Source organism: Bradyrhizobium sp. NDS-1 (assembly GCF_032918005.1).
GTDB classification, from domain to species: Bacteria; Pseudomonadota; Alphaproteobacteria; order Rhizobiales; family Xanthobacteraceae; genus Bradyrhizobium; species Bradyrhizobium tunisiense.
The window spans coordinates 4,024,535-4,046,305 of the sequence record NZ_CP136628.1 but is presented as its reverse complement, the minus strand read 5'-3'; the positions used below and the strand labels follow the sequence as shown (position 1 = coordinate 4,046,305).

The 21,771-nt window shown below is 64.7% G+C and carries 22 protein-coding genes; 12 read left to right on the top strand and 10 right to left on the bottom strand.

Features of this window, described 5'->3' with window-relative positions:
- Positions 1-15 precede the first annotated feature (15 nt).
- The 3 genes from RX330_RS19090 to RX330_RS19080 all read left to right on the top strand — a co-directional run bounded on the left by RX330_RS19090 (position 16) and on the right by RX330_RS19080 (position 2,893).
- A complete protein-coding gene (locus tag RX330_RS19090; protein ID WP_317239416.1) occupies positions 16-759 on the top strand; it encodes a TetR/AcrR family transcriptional regulator in 744 nt (247 codons plus the stop codon).
- 252 nt (positions 760-1,011) lie between these two features.
- Positions 1,012-1,611, top strand: a complete 600-nt coding sequence (locus RX330_RS19085) for a PepSY domain-containing protein (protein WP_212084834.1) — start codon at positions 1,012-1,014, stop codon at positions 1,609-1,611.
- 244 nt (positions 1,612-1,855) lie between these two features.
- On the top strand, positions 1,856-2,893 hold the full coding sequence (locus tag RX330_RS19080) for an aspartate-semialdehyde dehydrogenase (protein WP_317239415.1): 1,038 nt from the start codon (positions 1,856-1,858) through the stop codon (positions 2,891-2,893).
- 93 nt (positions 2,894-2,986) lie between these two features.
- On the opposite strand, the gene queA is transcribed toward RX330_RS19080, so the two are convergent.
- The 5 genes from queA to coaD all read right to left on the bottom strand — a co-directional run bounded on the left by queA (position 2,987) and on the right by coaD (position 6,197).
- Positions 2,987-4,060, bottom strand: a complete 1,074-nt coding sequence (gene queA, locus RX330_RS19075) for a tRNA preQ1(34) S-adenosylmethionine ribosyltransferase-isomerase QueA (protein WP_317239414.1) — start codon at positions 4,058-4,060, stop codon at positions 2,987-2,989.
- Between the two features lie 142 nt (positions 4,061-4,202).
- Positions 4,203-4,667: a peptidylprolyl isomerase gene (locus RX330_RS19070; protein ID WP_212084822.1), complete on the bottom strand. Its 465-nt coding sequence runs from the start codon at positions 4,665-4,667 to the stop codon at positions 4,203-4,205.
- Positions 4,664-5,089: a hypothetical protein gene (locus RX330_RS19065; protein ID WP_317239413.1), complete on the bottom strand. Its 426-nt coding sequence runs from the start codon at positions 5,087-5,089 to the stop codon at positions 4,664-4,666. Before RX330_RS19065 ends, RX330_RS19070 begins: the two co-directional genes overlap by 4 nt.
- Before the next feature lie 11 nt (positions 5,090-5,100).
- Positions 5,101-5,664, bottom strand: a complete 564-nt coding sequence (locus RX330_RS19060) for a peptidylprolyl isomerase (protein WP_317239412.1) — start codon at positions 5,662-5,664, stop codon at positions 5,101-5,103.
- A gap of 35 nt (positions 5,665-5,699) precedes the next feature.
- Positions 5,700-6,197 carry a pantetheine-phosphate adenylyltransferase gene (gene coaD, locus RX330_RS19055; protein WP_212084814.1) on the bottom strand — a complete coding sequence of 166 codons (498 nt, stop codon included), beginning with the start codon at positions 6,195-6,197 and terminating at the stop codon, positions 5,700-5,702.
- Positions 6,198-6,454: 257 nt separating this feature from the next.
- On the opposite strand from coaD, the gene RX330_RS19050 reads away from it, so the two are divergent.
- A complete protein-coding gene (locus RX330_RS19050) occupies positions 6,455-6,712 on the top strand; it encodes a hypothetical protein (RefSeq protein WP_317239411.1) in 258 nt (85 codons plus the stop codon).
- 76 nt (positions 6,713-6,788) lie between these two features.
- Here RX330_RS19050 and gyrA read toward each other — a convergent pair whose 3' ends face one another.
- Both gyrA and RX330_RS19040 read right to left on the bottom strand, forming a co-directional pair.
- Entirely contained in the window at positions 6,789-9,521 is a 2,733-nt protein-coding gene (gene gyrA, locus RX330_RS19045) for a DNA gyrase subunit A (RefSeq protein WP_212084805.1), read from the bottom strand.
- Between the two features lie 356 nt (positions 9,522-9,877).
- Positions 9,878-10,372, bottom strand: coding sequence for a single-stranded DNA-binding protein (locus RX330_RS19040; RefSeq protein WP_212084803.1), 495 nt, complete (start codon positions 10,370-10,372; stop codon positions 9,878-9,880).
- A 448-nt stretch (positions 10,373-10,820) separates the two neighbouring features.
- On the opposite strand from RX330_RS19040, the gene RX330_RS19035 reads away from it, so the two are divergent.
- The 7 genes from RX330_RS19035 to RX330_RS19005 all read left to right on the top strand — a co-directional run bounded on the left by RX330_RS19035 (position 10,821) and on the right by RX330_RS19005 (position 18,404).
- Positions 10,821-11,570 (top strand): outer membrane protein, encoded by a 750-nt coding sequence (locus tag RX330_RS19035; protein WP_212084801.1) that lies wholly within the window; start codon positions 10,821-10,823, stop codon positions 11,568-11,570.
- A 227-nt stretch (positions 11,571-11,797) separates the two neighbouring features.
- Entirely contained in the window at positions 11,798-12,490 is a 693-nt protein-coding gene (locus RX330_RS19030; RefSeq protein ID WP_212084799.1) for an outer membrane protein, read from the top strand.
- A gap of 221 nt (positions 12,491-12,711) precedes the next feature.
- The gene (locus RX330_RS19025) at positions 12,712-13,464 is read left to right on the top strand and encodes an outer membrane protein (protein ID WP_317243930.1); all 753 of its coding nucleotides are present in this window, start codon (positions 12,712-12,714) and stop codon (positions 13,462-13,464) included.
- 271 nt (positions 13,465-13,735) lie between these two features.
- Complete coding sequence (gene uvrA / locus RX330_RS19020; RefSeq protein ID WP_317239410.1) at positions 13,736-16,720, top strand: excinuclease ABC subunit UvrA; 2,985 nt, start codon at positions 13,736-13,738, stop codon at positions 16,718-16,720.
- A 7-nt stretch (positions 16,721-16,727) separates the two neighbouring features.
- Complete coding sequence (locus RX330_RS19015) at positions 16,728-17,114, top strand: barstar family protein (protein WP_317239409.1); 387 nt, start codon at positions 16,728-16,730, stop codon at positions 17,112-17,114.
- A gap of 48 nt (positions 17,115-17,162) precedes the next feature.
- Positions 17,163-17,726 carry a DinB family protein gene (locus RX330_RS19010; protein WP_317239408.1) on the top strand — a complete coding sequence of 188 codons (564 nt, stop codon included), beginning with the start codon at positions 17,163-17,165 and terminating at the stop codon, positions 17,724-17,726.
- Between the two features lie 18 nt (positions 17,727-17,744).
- Positions 17,745-18,404, top strand: a complete 660-nt coding sequence (locus RX330_RS19005; RefSeq protein ID WP_317239407.1) for an HAD family hydrolase — start codon at positions 17,745-17,747, stop codon at positions 18,402-18,404.
- Here the strand turns inward: RX330_RS19005 and RX330_RS19000 are convergent.
- Positions 18,401-18,625, bottom strand: a complete 225-nt coding sequence (locus RX330_RS19000; protein WP_317239406.1) for a hypothetical protein — start codon at positions 18,623-18,625, stop codon at positions 18,401-18,403. The genes RX330_RS19005 and RX330_RS19000 overlap by 4 nt on opposite strands.
- Before the next feature lie 333 nt (positions 18,626-18,958).
- Between RX330_RS19000 and RX330_RS18995 the strand changes: the two genes are divergently transcribed.
- A complete protein-coding gene (locus RX330_RS18995; RefSeq protein WP_317239405.1) occupies positions 18,959-19,987 on the top strand; it encodes an alpha/beta hydrolase family protein in 1,029 nt (342 codons plus the stop codon).
- A 158-nt stretch (positions 19,988-20,145) separates the two neighbouring features.
- On the opposite strand, the gene RX330_RS18990 is transcribed toward RX330_RS18995, so the two are convergent.
- Together RX330_RS18990 and RX330_RS18985 are read right to left on the bottom strand one after the other, a co-directional pair.
- Positions 20,146-21,084: a YncE family protein gene (locus tag RX330_RS18990; protein WP_317239404.1), complete on the bottom strand. Its 939-nt coding sequence runs from the start codon at positions 21,082-21,084 to the stop codon at positions 20,146-20,148.
- Positions 21,085-21,086: 2 nt separating this feature from the next.
- On the bottom strand, positions 21,087-21,653 hold the full coding sequence (locus tag RX330_RS18985; protein ID WP_317239403.1) for an SRPBCC family protein: 567 nt from the start codon (positions 21,651-21,653) through the stop codon (positions 21,087-21,089).
- Positions 21,654-21,771 lie beyond the last annotated feature (118 nt).

Below are 21,771 nucleotides of genomic sequence, written 5' to 3'. Positions count from 1 at the left end.
AGGAATCATTTGGGCATGGGATTGACTGCGACCAAGACGAGACCGGCAGCGCCGCGCCGCGAGCTGCCGAAATCGCGCGGCGGCCGGCCGACGAAGACAGCCGCCATCGAACGCGACCAGCGGCTGATCGAGGTCGCCACCCGCCTGTTCCTGGACCGCGGCTTCGACGCGACCTCGCTCGACGCGGTGGCGGAAGCGGCCCGGGTCAGCAAGCCCACCGTCTATTCCCGCTACGGCGACAAGCGCGGCCTGTTTGCCGCCGTGCTGAGGCGCGAGATCGCGCGCTGGCTTGCCCCCCTCTCCGCCGCGGCGGAGACCCAGCTCAGCAGCCTTGCGGACATCTCGGTCGAACAACGGCTGGTCGAGATCGGGCGCGAGATGCTGACTTTCACCTGCGGTCCCGATGCCGTCGCCTTCAGCCGCATGATGACGTCGCAGGCCATCAATTTCCCTGACATCGCCAAGCTCGGCAAGGAAGAAGGCTGGCTCAAGGCCGTCGCCACCACGGCACGCTTCTTCGACCTTCTGGTTGCGCAGGGCGCGATCGACGTCGAGGACACCACCATTGCGGCCGAGGTGTTTCTCGACGTGGTCGTCGGCCACACCCACCGCATGGCGACGTTCGGAACGGCCCTCGAGATGAAGGCCGCCGAAAAGCGCATGCGCGCCGCGATCAAGCTGTTCCTGGCCGGGGCGCTGGGACCGGCCGACCGCGTCCAGGACACCAAGGCCCCGCCACGCCGCCGTCCCACCCGCTGACAATTCCGTGAGGTGAACGCTTTCCCCGCAGGGGACGCCATCGGCTCCATTGACCGAAATAAAACGATACGGTATGGTTTAGTTATAAGCGATACGGGCTGCTTTTTAACCAGCCCCAAAGGTGGCCCGTACCGCTGAGATCGCCGTGCCGGGTACAGCCCGGTGCGGCGCTCCGCGGCCGGCCGATGCCCAAGGCCGGCCGCGAATTCTTTACGATCATCCGGCACACGCGCTGGCCCGAGGGTTTCGAGCATGACGACAGTCAAACGATGGACCTCAGGACTGCTTGCGATCGCCTTGTCCGCGCACCTCCTCGCCGCACCCGCTCGGGCAATCGTGGCCACGAGCACGCCGACCACGCTTCGCAGCGACACGGATGGTGACGCCGAAGCGGACCGCCAGGCCGTCAGCCGCGAGATCGAGCGCTTTCGCGGCTCGTCGATCTCGATCAGCCAGGCCATGGCGATCGCGGAACGCCGCCACGCCGGCGCCACCACGGCGGATGTGAGTTTCGACGGAGCCTCCGGCGTACCGGTCTACCGCGTCAAGACGCTGCACAACGACCGGATCTGGCGCCACACCATCAATGCTTCGACCGGCGAGCTGGTCGGCGGCGAAGCCGCCCTGCCCCTCGCCGAGCTCGACCACGAGGACCGCGACAACCTCGCAGCGCTCGGCGCGATTAGGCACCGCCTCGCCGATGCCGTGCGGGTCGCTGAACGCGCGGCCTCGGGCAAGGCGATCAGCGGCGGGCTGGTGCGCGAACGCGGCCGGCTCAATTTCGCGATCGTCGTGATCAGCGGCGACGACCTCAAGGAGGTCATCCTGCAGCCGCCGGGCGCCAGAAAATAGCGACTGCCAAATAGCGGCTTCGGCCCCCGGCATCGGCCGGGGCGAAAAGCCATTGACGGCCGCAAGACTCTCCCGCATAAGTCGCCGCCATGTTCACGACCACCAAACGCACGACCAAAACCACCACGGCCTCAGGGGCCCGGGGAGGCGTGCGCGCGTAGTCGTCGACTAGAACGCAATCTGCTCTACCGAAGCCCCGCCCTCGATGGTCCGGGGCTTTTTTGTTGTCTAATTCGCAAATTCAATGGAGGACAAAGTGAGTAACGATCCTGTCGTCGCGATTGTCGGCGTCACCGGTGCGGTGGGCGCCGAATTCATCGCCACCATGGACAAGCGCGGCTTTCGCGTCGGTAAGCTCAAGGCGCTGGCGAGCGCCCGCTCCGCCGGCAGGACGGTATCGTTCCGCGGCCAGCCGGTCGTGATCGAGGAGCTGACCGAACGGTCTTTCGACGGTGTCGATATCGCCCTGTTCTCCGCCGGCGGCAGCATCTCCAAGAAGTTCGCGCCGATCGCGGTCAAGGCCGGCGCGGTCGTCGTCGACAACTCCTCCGCCTTCCGCATGGATCCGAACGTGCCGCTGGTGATCCCCGAGATCAATGCGAGCCGCATCCGCGACCACAAGGGCATCATTGCCAACCCGAACTGCGCGGCAATCACGGCGCTGGTGCCGCTGTGGCCGATCCATCAGAAGAACCGCATCAAGCGCGTCATCATCTCGACCTACCAGGCGGCGAGCGGCGCCGGCGCGGCCGCGATGGAGGAACTGGTCGAATCCACCCGCGCCAATCTCAACGGGCAGGTCTATACGCCCAGGGTGATGCCGCACCCCTATGCCTTCAACCTGTTCAACCACAACACCGCCGTCGACCCCGAGACCGGCTACAACGACGAAGAGACCAAGGTCATCAAGGAGACCCGCAAGATCTTCGAGGACGAGACGATCGCCGTCGGCGTCACCTGCGTGCGCGTGCCGGTGTTGCGCGCCCATTGCGAGGCCATCACGTTCGAGTGCGAGAAGCCGATCAGCGAGGACCAGGTCCGCGCCATCATGGCGCAGGCCCCGGGCGTGAAGGTGGTGGACGACCGCGCCAAGAACTACTTCCCGATGCCGATCGACGCTTCGGGCCAGGACGACGTCCTGGTCGGCCGCATCCGCAAGGATCTCAGCGACCCCTCAGGGCATTCGATCTCGATGTTCGTGGCGGCGGACCAGCTCTTGAAGGGCGCCGCGCTGAATGCGGTGCAGATCGCCGAGCTCTTGCCGCAGCGGGTGATGGCGTAGTGGAAGGTGCGTAGGGTGGCAAAGCGAAGCGTGCCCACCACCTGTCTCGATCATGAAAGATGGTGGGCACGGCGCTGTGCGCCTTTGCCCACCCTACGGCACCGCCCGAAATAACAGACACGCATCTCCATACGAATAGAACCGGTACCCGCTCGCGATCGCATGCGCATAGGCTCGCTTCATCGTCTCCAGCCCGGAGAACGCCGACACCAGCATGAACAGCGTCGACTTCGGCAAATGGAAATTGGTCATCAGGACATCGACGGCGCGGAAGCGATAGCCGGGCGTAATGAAGATCGAAGTCTCCGCCGCGAACGGCTGGATGGTGCCGTCTTCGCGGGCGGCGCTCTCGAGCAGCCGCAATGACGTGGTGCCGACGGCGATGATGCGGCCGCCGTTCCTTCGCGCGCTGTTGAGGCGCTCCGCCGTCTCGGCCGAGATCGTGCCCCACTCGGCATGCATCTTGTGGCCTTCGGTATCGTCGACCTTCACAGGCAGGAACGTGCCTGCCCCGACATGCAGCGTGATGCGGTTGAGGCCGACACCGCGCTCATGCAGCGCCCTCTCCAGTTCCGGGGTGAAATGCAGCCCGGCGGTCGGAGCTGCGACCGCGCCTTCGTTCGCGGCGAACATGGTCTGGTAGTCGGCGAGATCCTGATCGTCAGGCGTGCGCTTGGAGGCGATGTAGGGCGGCAGCGGCGGGCTGCCGAGATCGGCGATGGCCTGGTCCAGCGCGGGCCCGTGGAACGAGAACGACAGCGTGACCTCGCCTTCGCTGCCCTTCGCCTCGACCTCGGCGTCGAGATGGCCGAGCAGGCACACCTTGCCTTCATTGCCGAAGCGGATGCGGTCGCGGGCGACAAGTTTCTTCGCAGGCTTCACCAGCGCCTGCCAGCGCGAGCCGTCGAGCCGCTTGATCAGCGTCGCCTCGATCCTGGGCTCGGTCTCGCGGCCGATGCGGCGGCCCTTGAGCTGCGCTGCGATCACCTTGGTGTCGTTGACGACGAGCTGGTCGCCCGCCTTCAGCCATTGCGGCAGGTCGGCGATAGTCTGGTCGCGCAGCGCACCGTTCTCCACGACCAGCATCCTCGCGGAGTCACGCGGGCTCGCCGGGCGCAGTGCGATACGCTCGGCGGGCAGGTCGAAATCGAACAGGTCGGTGCGCATGAGCAGGCTCAGAGCCGCACAGTCACTCCTCATCCTGAGGAGCGCGGAACGCGCGTCTCGAAGGAGGAAGGCCCCGCTGCGGCAGCTCGGCCTTCATGGTTCGAGACGGCGCTGCGCGCCTCCTCACCATGAGGGGATGGGCCTATTCCTTGTCCGCGGCCATCCGCGCCTTGACGATCTTGTCGGGATTCTGCACCGGCTCGCCGCGCTTGATCTTGTCGACGTTCTCCATGCCCTCGGTGACCTTGCCCCACACCGTGTACTGGTTGTCGAGGAAGCGGGCGTCGTCGAAGCAGATGAAGAACTGGCTGTCGCCGGAATCGGGGTTGGCGGCGCGCGCCATCGAGGTGGTGCCGCGCACATGCGGCTCCTTGTTGAACTCGGCCTTCAGCTTCTTGCCGGAGCCGCCGGTGCCGGTGCCCTGCGGGCAGCCGGTCTGCGCCATGAATCCGTCGATCACCCGGTGGAACACGATACCGTCGTAGAAGCCTTCGCGCACGAGCTCCTTGATGCGCGCGACATGGCCGGGCGCGAGGTCGGGACGCATCTCGATGGTGACGGGGCCCTGCGTGGTCTCGAGGATCAGGGTGTTTTCGGTGGCGCTCATGCTCGTCTCTCTTGCGTTGAGGGTGAAGTCTTGTCAGGTGACGTTTTGCGGCTGCGGAACTGGATCGCGAATGGACGTCCCGCGGCAGCGCCCGCCATTGCATCGGTAAATGGCATCGGCGTGCAGCGTTGCAACGCCTCCATCACCGCGATCCGGTATTGCAGCCGGTCATTGTCGGAGGCCTCCGCGGATTCGTAGGAGATCCTCGGATGGCCCAGAATGTCGCCGGACCGGTTAAAGCTCACGACGACGGTGATGTCGAGTGGGCGGGCCCTGGAAGGCGGCGGGGGTTTCCAGCAGGTCCGTAGATGCCGGAAGATGTCCTGGATGGTGTTGACCTGCCCATCCTCGGCGGCCGCACCGGAGACGCCGAACAGCAGCAATGCGGCAACCAGCAGGAGCTTGTCGCCACAGCGCGCCATATCGCAATCTCCTATTTGATGTCGGAGGCGACCTGCACCTTCACCATCTTGTCCGGATCGGTCACGGCGCCGCCGGCGGAGCCGGGAGGTGCCTTCTTCAGCTTGTCGACGACATCCATGCCCTGCACGACCTCGCCGATCACGGTGTACTGGCCGTCGAGGCTGCCGCCGTCGGCGAACATGATGAAGAATTGCGAGTTGGCGCTATCGACGCTGTCGCCGCGCCGGGCCATGCCGACGATGCCGCGTGCAAAATGCACCTTGGAGAATTCCTGCTTCAGGTTCGGATATTTCGAGCCGCCGGTGCCGTTGAACTTCTCGCCGTCGCCGGTCTGCGCCATGAAGCCGTCCATGACGCGGTGGAACGGCACGTTGTTGTAATAGCCCTCGCGCGCGAGCTGCTTGATCCGCTCGGCATGCTGAGGCGCGATATCGGTGCGGAGCTTGATGACGATACGGCCCTTGGTGCTGTCGATGACGATGGCGTTGGCCTTGTCGAGATTGGCGGGCAATTGCTGCGCCACCGCCGGCACCGCGAACAGAAGCGCGGCAAGAACTGCGAGAACTCGAATCATGACGACTCCGGATCAGAGATGAAGAGAAAGCGCCGTTAAGCGGCGAATTTTGCCTTGAGCTGTGCCGCAACCTGCGGCGGGACGAAGGCCGAGACGTCCCCGCCCATGCCGGCGATCTGGCGCACCAAAGTGGCGGTGATCGGGCGAACCATGGGAGAGGCCGGCAGGAAGACCGTGTGCACCTCGGGCGCCATGGTCCCGTTCATGCCGGCGAGCTGCATTTCGTAGTCGAGATCGGTGCCGTCACGCAGACCCCGGATCATGATGGTGGCACCGTGCTTGCGCGCCGCGGTCACCGCGAGATCGTCGAATGTGACCGCTTCGAGCACGCAGCCGGCCTGGGCCGCCAACGGCCCGCAGACGTCATGGAGCATCTGCAGCCGCTCCTCGGTGGCGAACAGCGGCTTCTTGCCGGGGTGTACCCCGATCGCGACCACGAGCCGGTCGCACAGCGAAACGCTGTGCCGGACCACGTCCAGGTGGCCGTTGGTGATGGGGTCGAAGGAACCGGGATAGAAGGCGATACGCGGCATGGCTCCCTCCTACCGCGCCCGGCCCGGCCCGGCAAGCCGGACCGGTTCCCTGGCCGACACAGGCGAATCTCCGCCAGCCCTGTCGGCAAGGGCCGGTTTGTTTCGTCCGCGGGGCAGCCACGAAACAAAACGGAGCGCGAACGAAACCATTTCCCGCGCCGGCGAAGACGTCCGGAAACTGGCCATGGTTACTAATCCGGCCAACGAATGACGGGCCGCACACTGGGCGTAGGCGGCCGCATCACAGGGGACTGTCAATGATCAAGACTCTTTCAGCGATCGCACTCTCTGCGTCTGTTGCGGCCGCCCTCACCCTCCTGCCCGGCTTCGCTCCCTCGGTCGAAGCCAGCGTGCCGCAGCCGCTGGCCAAGAGCGACCGGCTCGACATCCGCGCCATCGGCAAAGACTGCTCGCAGCAGGCCTGGCCGAATTTCGAGGCCTCGTGCCTGCGCAAGGCCGGCACCAAGGCGAATGTCCGCGAGGCGCGCCTTGTGACCGCAAACCGCACCCCGTAGTCGGGTCTGTCAGGCCGGCGAATGTGAGAGGCGAATAGCGAATGTGGAGCAGAAACTCCTGTTCGCTACTCTCTCGCTATTCCCCATTCGCCCCGTTGCCGCTCTCCGCCTCTTCCGTGATGTGCTCGACCGACACCACGTGCTCGTCCTCGGCGGTGTCGAACACGATCACGCCCTGGGTCGAGCGGCCGGCGATGCGGATGCCTTCGACCGGGCAGCGGATCAGCTGGCCCTTGTCGGTGACCAGCATGATCTGATCAGCCTCCTCGACCGGGAATGACGCCACCAGATTGCCGTTGCGGTTGTTGACGCTCATGGCGACGATGCCTTTACCGCCGCGGCCGGTGGTGCGGTACTCGTAGGACGAGGTCCGCTTGCCATAGCCGTTGACGGAGACGGTGAGCACGACCTGCTCCTGCGCCGACATCTCGGCGTAACGCTCCTGCGCGAGCTGGAAGCTGCCGGAGGTTTCCTCGGCCTCGCCGTCCATTGCCGTGTCTTCGGTTCCGGCTTCGCCGGCTACCGCGCGACGCATCTTCAGATACGCCGAACGCTCGTCCGAGACGGTCTCGACATGGCGCAGGATCGCCAGCGAAATCACCTTGTCGCCGTCGCCGAGGGCGATACCGCGCACGCCCATCGAGGTGCGCCCGGTGAACACGCGCACGTCGGTGACGGGGAACCGGATGCACTGGCCGCCGGCGGCGGTCAGCAGCACGTCGTCGCGCTCGGTGCAGATCTGCACGTCGACGATCGCTTCGTTCTCGTCGAGCTTCATCGCGATGATGCCGGAGCGGCGGACGTCGACGAAGTCTGACAGCTTGTTGCGCCGGACGTTACCGCCCGTGGTGGCGAACATCACGTCGAGGTTGCCCCAGGTGGATTCGTCCTCGGGCAGCGGCATGATGGTGGTGATGCGCTCGCCCTGCTCCAGCGGCAGGATGTTGATCAGCGCCTTGCCGCGCGCGTTCGGCGCCGCCATCGGCAGGCGCCAGACCTTTTCCTTGTAGACCTGGCCACGCGAGGAGAAGAACAACACCGGCGTGTGCGTGGAAGCCACGAACAGGCGCGAGACGAAATCCTCGTCGCGGGTCTGCATGCCGGCACGGCCCTTGCCGCCGCGGCGCTGCGCCCGGTAGGCCGACAGCGGCACGCGCTTGACGTAGCCGGCATGGGACACGGTGACGACCATGTCCTCGCGCTGGATCAGGTCCTCGTCCTCGACCTCGCCTTCCTGCTCGATGATGACGGTGCGCCGCGGCGTGGCGAACTCGGCCTTCACCTCGGCGAGCTCGGTCTTGATGATGCCCAGCACGCGGTCGCGCGAGCGCAGGATGTCGAGATAATCGGCGATCTCGCCGGCGAGCTTGTCGAGCTCGTCGCGGATCTCGTCGCGGCCGAGCGCGGTGAGGCGTTGCAGACGCAGGTCGAGGATGGCCCTCGCCTGCTCCATCGACAGCCGGATCGTGCCGTCGGCGCTGATGCGATGGCGCGGATCGTCGATCAGCGTCAGCATGTCCTCGACGTCCCGTGCGGGCCAGTCGCGCGACATCAGGGTGTCGCGGGCGGTGGTCGGGTCGGGCGACGTCCGGATCACGCGGATCATTTCGTCGATATTGGCGACCGCGATCGCGAGGCCAACGAGGATATGCGCGCGATCGCGCGCCTTGGCCAGGAGATATTTGGTGCGCCGCGTGACGACCCGCTCGCGGAAGTCGACGAAGATCGTCAGTAGGTCCTTCAGATGCATGATCCGCGGACGGCCGCTGTCGAGCGCCACCATGTTGACGCCGAAGCTGGTTTGCAGCGGCGTGAATCTGTACAGCTGGTTCAGCACCACGTCCGGCACGGCATCGCGCTTCAACTCGATGACGACGCGGTAGCCTTCGCGGTCCGATTCATCGCGCAGGTCGCCGATGCCCTCGATCTTCTTTTCCTTGACCAGCTCGGCGATGCGCTCGACCATCGTCGCCTTGTTCACCTGGTAGGGAATCTCGGTGATGATGATCGCCTCGCGCTCCTTGCGGAAGGTCTCGATCGCGACCTTGCCGCGCATCATGATCGAGCCGCGGCCGAGGTGATAGGCTGAGCGGATGCCCTGCCGTCCGAGGATGACGCCGCCGGTCGGGAAATCCGGTCCCGGCACGATGTTGATGAGCTCGTCGATGGTGAGCGCGGGATTGTCGATCAACGCGACACAGGCGTCGATGACCTCGCCGAGATTGTGCGGCGGGATGTTGGTCGCCATGCCGACCGCGATACCGCCCGCACCGTTGACGAGAAGGTTCGGGAACTTGGCCGGCAAGACCGACGGTTCGGTCTCGTTGTTGTCGTAGTTCGGCTGGAAGTCGACGGTGTCCTTGTCGATGTCGGCCAGCAGAGCCAGCGCCGCCTTGGTCAGGCGGGCTTCGGTGTAACGATAGGCGGCCGGGGGATCGCCGTCGACCGAGCCGAAATTGCCCTGGCCGTCGATCAGCGGCACGCGCATGGAGAAGTCCTGCGCCATCCGGACCATGGCGTCGTAGATCGACTGGTCGCCGTGCGGATGATACTTACCGATGACGTCACCGACCACGCGGGCGGACTTGACGTACTTCTTGTCGGGCGTGTGCCCCTGCTCGTTCATCGAGAACAGGATGCGGCGGTGCACCGGCTTCAGACCGTCGCGCGCATCGGGCAGCGCCCGCGCCACGATCACGCTCATGGCGTAGTCGAGATAGGACTTCTTCATCTCCTCGAAGATGGAGACGGGGCGAATATCCGAGGGTTGCGCCGGCTGGTCGCCGGGCTTGTCGTCGTCGTCAGCCAAGGGGAAATCCGGTGAGATTTTATCTGGGAATCATATAGCGCATCGAGCCCCTGATAACCACCCTTGCGGGCTCCAGGGAAGCGCTTTTTCCGCCCATTTTTCCAATCACTTACGTCCCTACGGGCGGAGTCGCTGAGGGGCCTGGAACAGGCCTTCCGAAATCGCCTCTGCAGCTCGGCGATCGCGCGGCCCGCACGTCGACGAGCCTGTTTTGCGCTGGCGCCGTCCGAGTTCGACTCAAATATGAAACGGGCCCGGAAATCCCGAGCCCTTCCTGTCGATTAGCAGGGTTTGCTGACACGAGGTGGAAGGTGCCGCTCTATCGGCCCAGCGCCCCCTCATTGTCCCGATCGTCCTCAGAACGGGATGTCGTCGTCCATGTCGCTGTTGCGGCCACCGCCGCTGGCGGCAACGGGACGGCGCGGCGCGCTGCTGACGGGGCCGGAGGAGCCGAAATCGCCGCCCGGCTCGTCGCCGAAGCTGCCGCCTCCACCGCCGCCGCGGCCGTCGAGCATCGTGAGCGTCGAATTGAAGCCCTGCAGCACCACCTCCGTCGAGTACTTCTCGACGCCGCTCTGATCGGTCCATTTGCGGGTCTGGAGCGCGCCCTCGATGTAAACCTTGGCGCCCTTCTTCAGGTACTGTTCGGCGACCTTGCAGAGACCTTCATTGAAGATCACGACGCGGTGCCACTCGGTCTTCTCCTTGCGCTCGCCGGAATTCTTGTCGCGCCAGGTCTCCGAGGTGGCGATGCTCAGATTCGCGATCGGCCGCCCGTCCTGGGTGCGGCGGATTTCAGGATCCTTGCCGAGATTTCCAACCAGAATGACCTTGTTGACGCTTCCCGCCATCGCCGCTCTCCACTCCGAATGCCACTAATTTGAAAAAGGCCGAGCGCGCCATCCGCGTTCCTCTGCGCCCTGTTGGGGCGAACCTATACGCTTGCAGGCGCCGCTCGGCCCGTCACCCCAAGGTTATCCCCACATATAGCACCGACGGGCAATTCGTTCCAGATTTGTTCTCGCATAAATCTCCCCAAAATGTGGAGACGGGATGGCGCTTAGATGGCGCTGCGATGGCGGACGAAATGGAACCAAATCCGGTTCCCGTGAATGGGCGAAACCACTTAACATTCATTAAGTTAAGCGCGGACCTATTGCTTCCAAACTGTTGCGCGCCGGGCACGGACTCTGCCGCCTAATCGGGCTATCGTTGTGCCTCGAATTGATGCAAATGGGCCTCGCGCCTGATAGTCCGCCTCGGGGAACTCTGAGAGGCGGATCGACTGGGGAGATTACAATGAAGAAGATTCTCGTTGGCTTCGCCGGCGCAGTTGCGCTGGCCCTCTCGGCTCCGGCCGGTGCTGCGGATCTCGGGGCCCGTCCCTATACAAAGGCGCCGGTCGCACCCCCCGCTCCGATCTATACCTGGACCGGCTTCTACATCGGTGTGCAGGGCGGCGGCGGCTGGGGCCGCAGCGACGAGACCTTCTTCGGCGCTCCGAACGCTCCGGGCTTCGCTGGATCGCAGGATTACGATACCAGCGGCGGGTTCGTCGGTGGCGTGTTCGGCTACAACTGGCAAGTCAACAATGTCGTATTCGGTATCGAAGGCGACTACCATTGGGCCGACATCAACGGTCGTTCTGCGGAGATCAATGCCGGCCTGGGCGACACCTATTTCACGAGAATCCGCGGCTTCGGCGACATCAAGGGCCGTCTCGGCTACTCGACCGGCCCCGCTCTCTTGTTCGTCAGCGGCGGCGCTGCAGTCGGCGACATTCAGCACCGCTATGATGGCGTTCCCGGAAACGTCTTCATCCAGAACAACACCCGCTGGGGTTGGACCGTCGGCGCGGGCGCGGAATACATGTTCGCTCCGAACTGGTCGGCCAAGGTCGAATACAACTACATCGACTTCGGCCGCAGCACGATCCAGTACACCGCCGTGCCTGCCAACCGTTCCGAGTGGAACGATACCGTTCACACCGTCAAGGCAGGTGTGAACTATCACTTCAATTGGGGCGGGATGGGCACCACCAGGTACTGATATCTCTCTGAAATCATTGAATCGAAGGCCGGCCTCGCGCCGGCCTTTTTCGTTTGGCGGCAAAGCAAATGAGTCAACTACGCTTACGTTTTGGGCGCCGTGTGGCTTTTTGGAGACACAACTTGCGGCTTTGCTGGTGTAAGTACGGCGTTAGTTGGACACGACGTCCGCTGCCCTTTCGATCGCGGAAGGCAACAATAGAAACTGGGACTGGGATTAAGTTGAAAATGAAAAAGGTTTTGTTGGCTTCGGCCTGTTTGTTCGCTCTGGCGGCCCCCGCTTCGGCTGCTGATCTCGCAGCCCGCCCCTACACCAAGGCTCCGGTCGCTCCGCTGGCTTCGGTCTACAACTGGACCGGCTTCTACCTCGGTATCGTCGGTGGCGGCGCCTGGGAAGACAGCTCCGGCGACCCGAAGATGAAGGGTGGCTTCGTCGGCGGCACCGCCGGCTACAACTGGCAGACCGGCAACGTCGTGTTCGGCCTCGAGGCTGATGCTGCCTGGGCTGACGTCAGCGCGTCCGCCACCGGTCCGATCCTCGTCCCCGGCTTCGGTGTTGCCACGGCGACTCTGAGCTCGAAGACGGATGCGATGGGCACCGTTCGCGGCCGCATCGGCTGGGCCGTCAACAACGTCCTGTTCTACGGCACGGGTGGTTACGCCTGGATCGACAACAAGCTGAGCGCCAGCGCTCTCGGCGTGACCATCTCCGACAGCAAGTTCCACTCCGGCTGGACCGTCGGTGCAGGCGTCGAGGCGTACTTCGCTCCGAACTGGACCGTCAAGGGCGAGTACCTCTACCGCAGCCTCGGCGGCGAGACCTACTTCTCGGGCACCCTGCCCACCGGCACGCTCGACTTCCACACCGTGCAGGTCGGCGTGAACTATCACTTCGGCGCCCCGGTGGTTGCGAAGTACTAAGCTTCACTCCAACGCTTCGCGTTACGAAAGGCCGGCCTTGTGCCGGCCTTTTTGTTTGTGCGCGGCAACCCGCTTCGTGCTGGCGTTTTTGGCGAGATGTGGCGCGCCGGTGACACAACCTTCGGCTTCAATGGTGTAAGCAATAGCATCGGTCGGATCATAGGGGGCCGCTGTCTTCCGCTTTCCGGAAGGCAAGAACGAAACGAAACTGGGGAATCGATATAAAGAAGCTTTTGCTGGCTTCGGCCGGCTTGTTCGCACTCAGCGCGTTGGCGCCGGCCTCAGCGGCCGATCTGGCGGCCCGCCCCTACACCAAGGCTCCGGTCGCGCCGGTCGCGATGTACAACTGGAGCGGTTTCTACATCGGCGTCAACGGCGGTGGCGCCTCGAGCCGCAACTGCTGGGATCTCAACGCTGTCCTCGGCGCGGCAATTCCGGTTGTCTCCGAAGGCTGTCACAACGCCACGGGCGGCGTCGTCGGTGGTCAGGTCGGCTATCGCTGGCAGTCGACCAACTGGGTCTTCGGCCTCGAAGCTCAAGGCGACTGGGCCAATCTCAAGGGATCGAACGCGAGCGCCCCCCTCGCCTTCGCGCCGATCGTCAATCAGACCCGAATCGATGCGATCGGCCTTTTCACCGGCCAGGTCGGCTATGCCTGGAACAACGTGCTCTTGTACGTGAAGGGCGGCGCCGCGGTTACCCATGCCAAATACGATGGTCTTCTGGGCGGCGTCGTCTTCGACAGCGCGAGCGAGACGCGCTGGGGTGGCGCAGTCGGCACCGGCATCGAATTCGGTTTCGCCCCGAGCTGGTCTGTTGCCGTCGAATACAACCATCTGTTCATGGGCGGCCGCAACGTCGGGTTCACGGTCCTCGGCGTCAACGACCGTACCGACCGTATCAAGCAGGACGTCGACATGGGCACCGTCCGCCTCAACTACACCTTCGGCGGTCCCGTCGTCGCCCGGTACTGAAATCCCGATCGACCGACGTCACCACGTCACGAAAGGCCGGCCTCGCGCCGGCCTTTTTGTTTCGGCGGGTCTACGTTCCCAGCCCCGCTGCTGCCAGATGCCGCCAGCGCCCCAACAATCCGTTGACGATTCGCAACTCCCTCTGGAAATCCGAGCGCGTTCTTCCTACGTTCGCTGACAACCCCATCGGCGCCGATCCCGGTTCCGGGCGAAGCGCGCCTCTTTTGCTGGCGCGGTCGCGCACCCATGGGATTCCTTGAGGGCAACTCGGATGGATGAAGTGATCAAGGCGAAGCGCCAACAGCAGAACGCGGGGGCACACCTGCGCGCAATTACGATCCGCGGCGCGCGCGAGCACAACCTCAAGAACATCGACGTCGAGATTCCCCGCGACAAGCTGGTGGTGTTCACGGGCCTGTCGGGCTCCGGAAAATCCTCGCTCGCCTTCGACACGATCTACGCCGAGGGCCAGCGCCGCTACGTCGAATCGCTGTCGGCCTATGCGCGCCAGTTTCTGGAGATGATGCAGAAGCCTGATGTCGACCAGATCGACGGCCTGTCGCCGGCGATCTCGATCGAGCAGAAGACGACCTCGAAGAACCCGCGCTCCACCGTCGGCACCGTCACCGAGATCTACGACTACATGCGCCTGCTCTGGGCGCGCGTCGGCGTGCCCTATTCGCCGGCCACGGGCCTGCCGATCGAGAGCCAGACCGTCTCGCAGATGGTCGACCGCGTGCTGGCCCTCCCCGAGGGGACGCGCCTCTACCTGCTCGCGCCCGTCGTGCGCGGCCGCAAGGGCGAGTACCGCAAGGAGCTCGCCGAATGGCTCAAGAAGGGTTTTCAGCGCGTCAAGATCGACGGCACCTTTCATGAGCTCGCGGAAGCCCCGGCGCTGGACAAGAAGTTCCCGCACGACATCGACGTCGTGGTCGACCGCATCGTGGTGCGCGCCGACATCGGTCAGCGCCTCGCCGAGAGTTTCGAGACCGCGCTGAAGCTCGCCGAAGGCCTCGCCGTCGTCGAATTCGCCGACGCGCCGGCGGGCGCTGCGCCTGCGGAGGAAAAGGAAAAGAAGAAGACCGCAAAAATCCACGACAAGAGCGGACCCGAGCGCATGCTGTTCTCGGAAAAGTTCGCCTGCCCGGTCTCCGGCTTCACCATCCCCGAGGTCGAGCCGCGCCTGTTCTCGTTCAACAACCCCTACGGCGCCTGCCCCGCCTGCGGCGGCCTCGGCGTCGAGCAGCATGTCGACGAGGACCTCGTCATCCCCGACAAGGAGCTCGCCATCGGCAAGGGCGCGATCGCGCCGTGGGCCAAATCGTCCTCGCCCTATTACGTGCAGACGCTGACGGCGCTCGGCAAGCACTACAAATTCACGCTGACCACCAAGTGGAAGGACCTGCCTAAGAAGACGCAGAACGCCATCCTCCATGGCTCCGGCGAGGACGAGATCAAGTTCTCCTACGAAGACGGGGTGCGTTCCTACGACACCAAGAAGCCGTTCGAGGGCGTCATCACCAACATCAACCGCCGCTACCGCGAAACCGAAAGCGAGTGGGCGCGCGAGGAGCTGGCAAAGTATTTCCACGACGTGCCCTGCGAAGGCTGCAAGGGCTTCCGGCTCAAGCCCGAGGCGCTCTGCGTCAAGATCGGCGGCAAGCATATCGGCGAGATCTCGGAGCTGTCGGTCAGGAAGGCCGGCGAATGGTTCGAGACCGTGCCCGGTGCGCTCAACGCGCAGCAGAACGAGATTGCCGGACGTATCCTGAAAGAGATCCGTGAGCGCCTCACCTTCCTGCTCGACGTCGGCCTCAACTACCTGACGCTGTCCCGCTCCTCCGGCACGCTGTCCGGCGGCGAGAGCCAGCGCATTCGTCTGGCCTCGCAGATCGGCTCCGGGCTCACAGGCGTGCTCTACGTGCTGGACGAGCCCTCGATCGGCCTGCACCAGCGCGACAATGCACGCCTGCTCGATACCCTCAAGCGGCTGCGCGACCTCGGCAACACCGTGATCGTGGTCGAGCATGACGAGGACGCCATCCTCCTGGCCGACCACGTGCTCGACATCGGCCCCGGCGCCGGCATGCATGGCGGCAACATCATCGCCGAAGGCACGCCCGCCGAGATCATGCGCAACCCGAAATCGCTGACCGGCAAGTACCTGACCGGCGAGCTCGAGGTCGAGGTGCCGGAGCGGCGCCCGCCGAACCATCGCCGCACCATCAAGGTGGTGAACGCGCGCGGCAATAACCTCAAGAACGTCACGGCCGAAATTCCGCTGGGCCTGTTCACGGCGGTCACCGGCGTCTCCGGCGGCGGCAAGTCGACGCTCCTCATCGACACGCTCTACCGCGCCATCGCCCGCAAGCTGAACAATGCCAGCGAAGGCGCTGCCCCGCACGACCGCATCGAGGGCCTCGAGCACATCGACAAGATCATCGACATTGACCAGTCGCCGATCGGCCGCACCCCGCGCTCGAACCCGGCGACCTACACCGGCGCCTTCACGCCGATCCGCGAATGGTTCGCCGGCCTGCCCGAGGCGAAAGCGCGCGGCTACGAGCCCGGCCGCTTCTCCTTCAACGTCAAGGGCGGCCGCTGCGAGGCCTGCCAGGGCGACGGCGTCATCAAGATCGAGATGCATTTCCTTCCCGACGTCTACGTGACCTGCGACGTCTGCAAGGGCAAGCGCTACAACCGCGAGACGCTGGAGGTGCTGTTCAAGGGCAAGAGCATCGCCGACGTGCTCGACATGACCGTCGAGGAGGCCGCCGAGTTCTTCAAGGCCGTGCCGCGCGTCCGCGAGACGTTCCAGACGCTCCACCGCGTCGGCCTCGACTACATCCACGTCGGCCAGCAGGCCACCACGCTCTCGGGCGGCGAAGCCCAGCGCGTCAAGCTCGCGAAGGAATTATCGAAGCGCGCCACCGGCCGCACCCTCTACATCCTGGACGAGCCGACCACCGGCCTGCACTTCCACGACGTCAAGAAGCTGCTCGAGGTGCTGCACGAGCTGGTCGCGCAGGGCAACACGGTCGTCGTCATCGAGCACAATCTCGAAGTCATCAAGACCGCCGACTGGGTCATCGACCTCGGCCCCGAAGGCGGCGACGGCGGCGGCGAGATCGTTGCCTGGGGCCCGCCCGAGGACATCGCCAAGGCGCCGCGGAGCTACACGGGCAAATTCCTGGAGCCGGTGCTGAAGAAGGCGCGGAAGCCGAAGCGAAGGAGCACGAGCGAGGCAGCGGAGTGACGACGCGATGCCGTACGGTTTTGAATTTGGAGATGATGGCGCATCTCCAGACGCTACCATACGTGCCAACGTCCCTCGGAACATCGCGCACAAGACGGCGCTTCTAGTCACAATCGCGACACAGCTCAGATTTCCGAATTATTTTGGAGGAAATTGGGATGCGCTCGAGGAATGCATCTGTGATCTATCCTGGCTGCCAACCGGGCTGGTACTCGTAAAGCACGACGACCTGCCGCTCGTTGACGATGTGCGGAACGCAATTGTCTACGTTACCATACTGAACAGCGCCACCCGCAAGATGTCGAAATCGGAACAACATCCACTTTCGATCGTGTTTCCCGCCCAATATCGTGACCAGGTCTTGTGGCTACTTCGATCCAGCGAAAGCTCGTAGGTTAAAGACGTGCAGGCGGATTGGCGCTGATCTCGGAGGAAAACCTAGATGTCGGCCGGCCTCATTCAGACCTACGGCGCCTTTGCCCACAACAATGCCTGGGCGAACCATCGGCTGCTCACCGCCTGCGCCGCGCTGTCTCAGCCCGAGTTCGAAGCCCACCGCACCGGCTTCTTCCCGAGCCTCCAGCGCACGCTGAACCACATCTACGTCATTGATCTCTTCTACATTGATGCGCTCGAGGGCGGCTGGCTCGGGCCACAGGCCTGGGTGAACGAGGTGCCCCACCCCTCGGTTTCTGAGCTGAAGGCTGCCCAGGCCGCGATGGACAGACGCCTGCTCGCCATCTGCGACGCGCTCACGCCCGAGCTTCTCGATGGCCATGTCCGGATCAACAGAGACACGAGCGTCCAGATCGAACGTTGCGACCGGCTGTTGATGCACCTGTTTCAGCATCAGATCCATCATCGCGGGCAGGCGCATGCCATGCTGTCCGAAACCAGCGTCGCGCCGCCCCAACTCGACGAATTCTTCGCCGAAGGAGAGGCGCCGCTCAGGGCCGCAGAGTTCTCCGATCTCGGATGGACCGAGGCGACGGTGTGGAAAGCCTAGCGGTTTAATCTCCTCTCCATGCCCTACACCCTCGCCATCTTCGACCTCGACGGCACCCTCGCCGACAGCTTCCCTTGGTTCCTGCGCACCATCAACGATGTGGCCGATCGCTTCGGCTTTCGCCGCGTGACGGACGAGGACATCGAAGAGCTCAGGCATGCCTCGACGCGCGAGATCCTCGCCCGCCTCGAAGTGCCCCTGTGGAAGCTGCCGGCGATCGCGCGGCATGCGCGGCGGCTAAAGGCGGAAGCTGCTTCCGAGATCCCGCTGTTTGCGGGCGTCGAGGCGATGCTGCGGACGCTGGCCGATAGCGGCGTGCAGCTTGCGCTGGTGACCTCCGACAGTGAAGCCAATGCGCGCGAGAAGCTCGGCGAAGCGGCGGCGCTGTTTTCACATTTCGACTGTGCCGCATCGCTGTTCGGCAAGCCCGCGAAATTCCGCCGCGTCATCCGCCGTGCTGGAGCTGATCCGGCCCGCGTGATCGCGGTTGGCGACGAGGTGCGCGACATCGAGGCGGCGCGGGCTGTCGGGATCGGCTGCGGTGCGGTGTGCTGGGGTTATGCGGCGCCGGCGGCGCTGCGGGCGCTGGGGCCAGACCACGTCTTCGAGCGTATCGACGACATCGCGCCGATCCTGCTGAGCGGTGCCCTCGAGCCGAGAGATCGGACGCCGGCCTAGCTGCCCCGCGATGCTTCGTGCTTCTCCATCGAGATCGCGATCCGCTCCAGAAAACCGTTCATGCGCCGGGTCTCGGCGACCTGCTGCTCGTAGAGCTCGATCATAGTCACGCCGGACGATCCGCGCGCCTGCATTCCGTTCCGTCGCGAGAACCAGAACCAGAACCCGATCAGAAGCAGGAACGGCAGCCACGCCACGGCGAACTCGACCCATTTATCCATCGAAATGTCTCCGCTTCCTGCGCTGCGCACGATCCCGGCGCCAATGGAGACCATCTGTCGGCTCAGCCGGAGATCCGGTTCGACGCCGTGCTCCAACCGACATCATTGCGACCGGGAGCAGCTTGTCGATCGGGCTGGGGCCTCGACGATGCAGCAATTCGCCGCGTCCGTTTGCCGCTGCCCTCCCATTCTTCCGAACGAAGTCGTGATCGCGACCTGCCATGGAATCGACCAACTTACAAAATTACACTGAGTGCAATTATCAATGACATCTGGTGCGATCAAATGCAGGGTGCAAGCAGGTTGGGCAGCGACGCGTCCGCCCCCGGGAAAATGACGCGACGCCGCCTCGGTGCGATGCTGCTCGCGGTCGCAGTCACGGCAGCAGTCACCGCACACCCGGCGCAAGCGCAATCCGCCCCGCCCGCTCACATCGACTTCGACTGGGTCGATCCCGCGCGTGCGCGGCCCGTGCCGGCCCGCTTGCACTGGCCGACGGATGTTGCGCCCGGATCGCGCGTGCCGCTCATCGTCTTCTCCCATGGGCTCGGCGGTTCACGCAGAGGCTACAGCTATCTGGGGCGATATTGGTCGTCCCGCGGCGTTGCGAGCTTGCATGTTCAGCATACCGGCAGCGATTCCTCGCTCTGGGCAGGCAATCCCCTCGCCGTCGTCGACCGCTTGCAGCGCGCGGCTCACGAGAGCGAGGCGCTGGCGCGAGCGCGCGACCTGCACTTTGCCCTGGATCGCATGCTGTCTGGCCCCTATGGCGCCCGGATCGACCGTCGGCGCATCGTGGCGGCCGGGCATTCCTATGGCGCCAACACGGCCCTTGTTGCCGTTGGCGCCCGCGTGATGCGCGACGGAAGGTGGGTCGAGGCCCGCGACCCGCGCTTTACGGCCGCGATCGTCATCTCTGCTCCGCCATTCTATGGCGAAACCGATCTTGCCTCGGTCCTGGGCAAGATCACCGTTCCGAACCTGCACGTGACGGCGACGAACGACGTCATTCAAATCCCCGGATATCACTCGCCCACCACCGACCGACTGGCCGTCTTCAACGCCATAGCCACGCCCCGCAAGCTGCTTGCCGTGTTCGAGGGCGGCTCGCACAGCATCTTCACAGATCGCTCGTTCACGGGAGGCCCGGCCCTGAACCCGAAGGTGAAGGCCGCGACGGCTGAGCTCACTTTGGCGTTCCTCGACCTGGCCTATGACGGGAATCGGGAGACGCTGACGCGATGGAATGCGGATTGGCAGCCGATCCTGGCATTGGCTCCCGGTGCGGCGCCGCCGCAGCTTTCGGCTCCCCCGTCTCCGCGCATGGTGCGGGCAGCGGCCGGCCTCGTTCCGTCGCAATGAGATAGGTCGTCGTAGCTGCCTCGAGCAGAGCGACATGCCCCACGCTGCGTGGAGCGCTCTTCCGGATCGTAGCTCCCACTGAACCCGCCGGCTTGGGTGCAAAGGCTTGGGTGCAAAGGCTCGGGGTCGAACCGACTCGCCTTCCGTTTTTTGACGAACTACTCCGTCTTCCGCAAGAACGCGCCGAACGCGCGCGGGCCGTCGCCGGTCTTGATCTCGCCGATCACCTTCAGCTCAATCGCGTCGATGATGCTGAGCGTGTTGCTCTCCCAGCAGGCGACGATGATGCGCTTGCCGTCGGCGGTTGCGGCGATGCCTTCGGGATAGTCGCCGACATTGATGCGCTTGATCGGCTTCAGGCTCGCCAGGTCGAACACGCTGACGGTGCCGCCATACTGGTCAGTGACGAAACCCCGCCCTTGCGCGAGCGCCACTGCGTAGGGCCGCATCCCCGCCGGCACCCGGCCGATCTCGCGGCCTTGTGCGATGTCGATGACCGAAACGTCGTCGGAGCCGACATTGGCGGTGTAGGCGCGCCTGCCCTCGGCATCGATGGTGACGCCGAACGGACGCGTGCCGACCTTGATGGTCGCGTTGCGCTGCCGCGTCGCGGTGTCCACCACCGAGACGCTGTCATCGTCGCGGTCGGCCGAGAGCAGCAGCTTGCCATCCGGCGTCACTGCCAGCCCCGAGGGCGAGGCGCCGACCGCGATGCTGGCGGCGACGCTGCGTGAGGTCGTATCAATCACCCGTACCGCGGCGGCGTACCAGTCGGCGACATAGATCGTCTTGCCATCGGGCGCGACCGCAATGCCGAGCGGCCCGCCGCCAACCTCGATGCGGCCGGCAACCTGCCGCCTTGCTGCGTCCACCACCGTCACCGCCTTGGCATCGGGGCTCGTCACATAGGCAAAGAGCCCGTCGGCGCTGACGGCCACGCCCGCCGGCTTGCCGCCGATCGGGATGGTCGCAACACCGCGCGCGCCAGCGAGGTCCACGACCATCAGATCGTCGCTGAGCTGGTTGGTGACGAACGCCTCTTCCGCGGACGCCTGCGCGATGCTGGCGGCGAGCGCCGCCAGAACCAGAATTCGCACGATCAGCTACCGCTCTCGATCTTCTTCTTGAGCGCCTCGAGGCCGGACTTGTACAGACCGCTCACCGCCCTCACCGCGGCCTCGTCGCTCAGTTCCGGCGGCGGATCGTTGTTGGGAAAGCCGCGGTAGAACGCGCCGGCCCATTCCAGCTTGGACTTGCCGTCGGGCGCCGGCGACACCGTCAAGGTCGAGGAATAATTGGTAACCGGCAGCACCTTCACGTCGACCTTGGTGATCCGGTACGAATAGCTCTGCATGTCGGGCTCGTATTTGTAGAGCTCCTCCTCGACCGTCGGGCCACCTGTCAGGGTCAGCGTCCGCGTCGCGCCGATCTCGTTGCCCTTCTGGCCTTCGGTCTTGGTGACGATCGGAAGCCAGCTCATGTCCTGGAAATTGGAGATCGCGGCCCACACCTTGGCCGGTGGCGCGCTGATCTCGATGGATTCTCGCACCTTCTGCCGGGTCGGCCCGTGCCCCCAGGCCGGGCCAAACGTCACCGTCAAGCCTGCCGCCCCAATTACAGCCAGCGCCGCAGCCACGGCTGCGCGCCGTCCCATCGTCACCCTCATCTCGTTTCCTCATACGTCCAGTTGATCACGCGCGACTTGGAATGCGCGCTGCGGTCATCCTAGCGCATTTTGGGGCCGAGGGGAGACCGGTTCATGGCACCGTTGCGGCGGCGTTCGG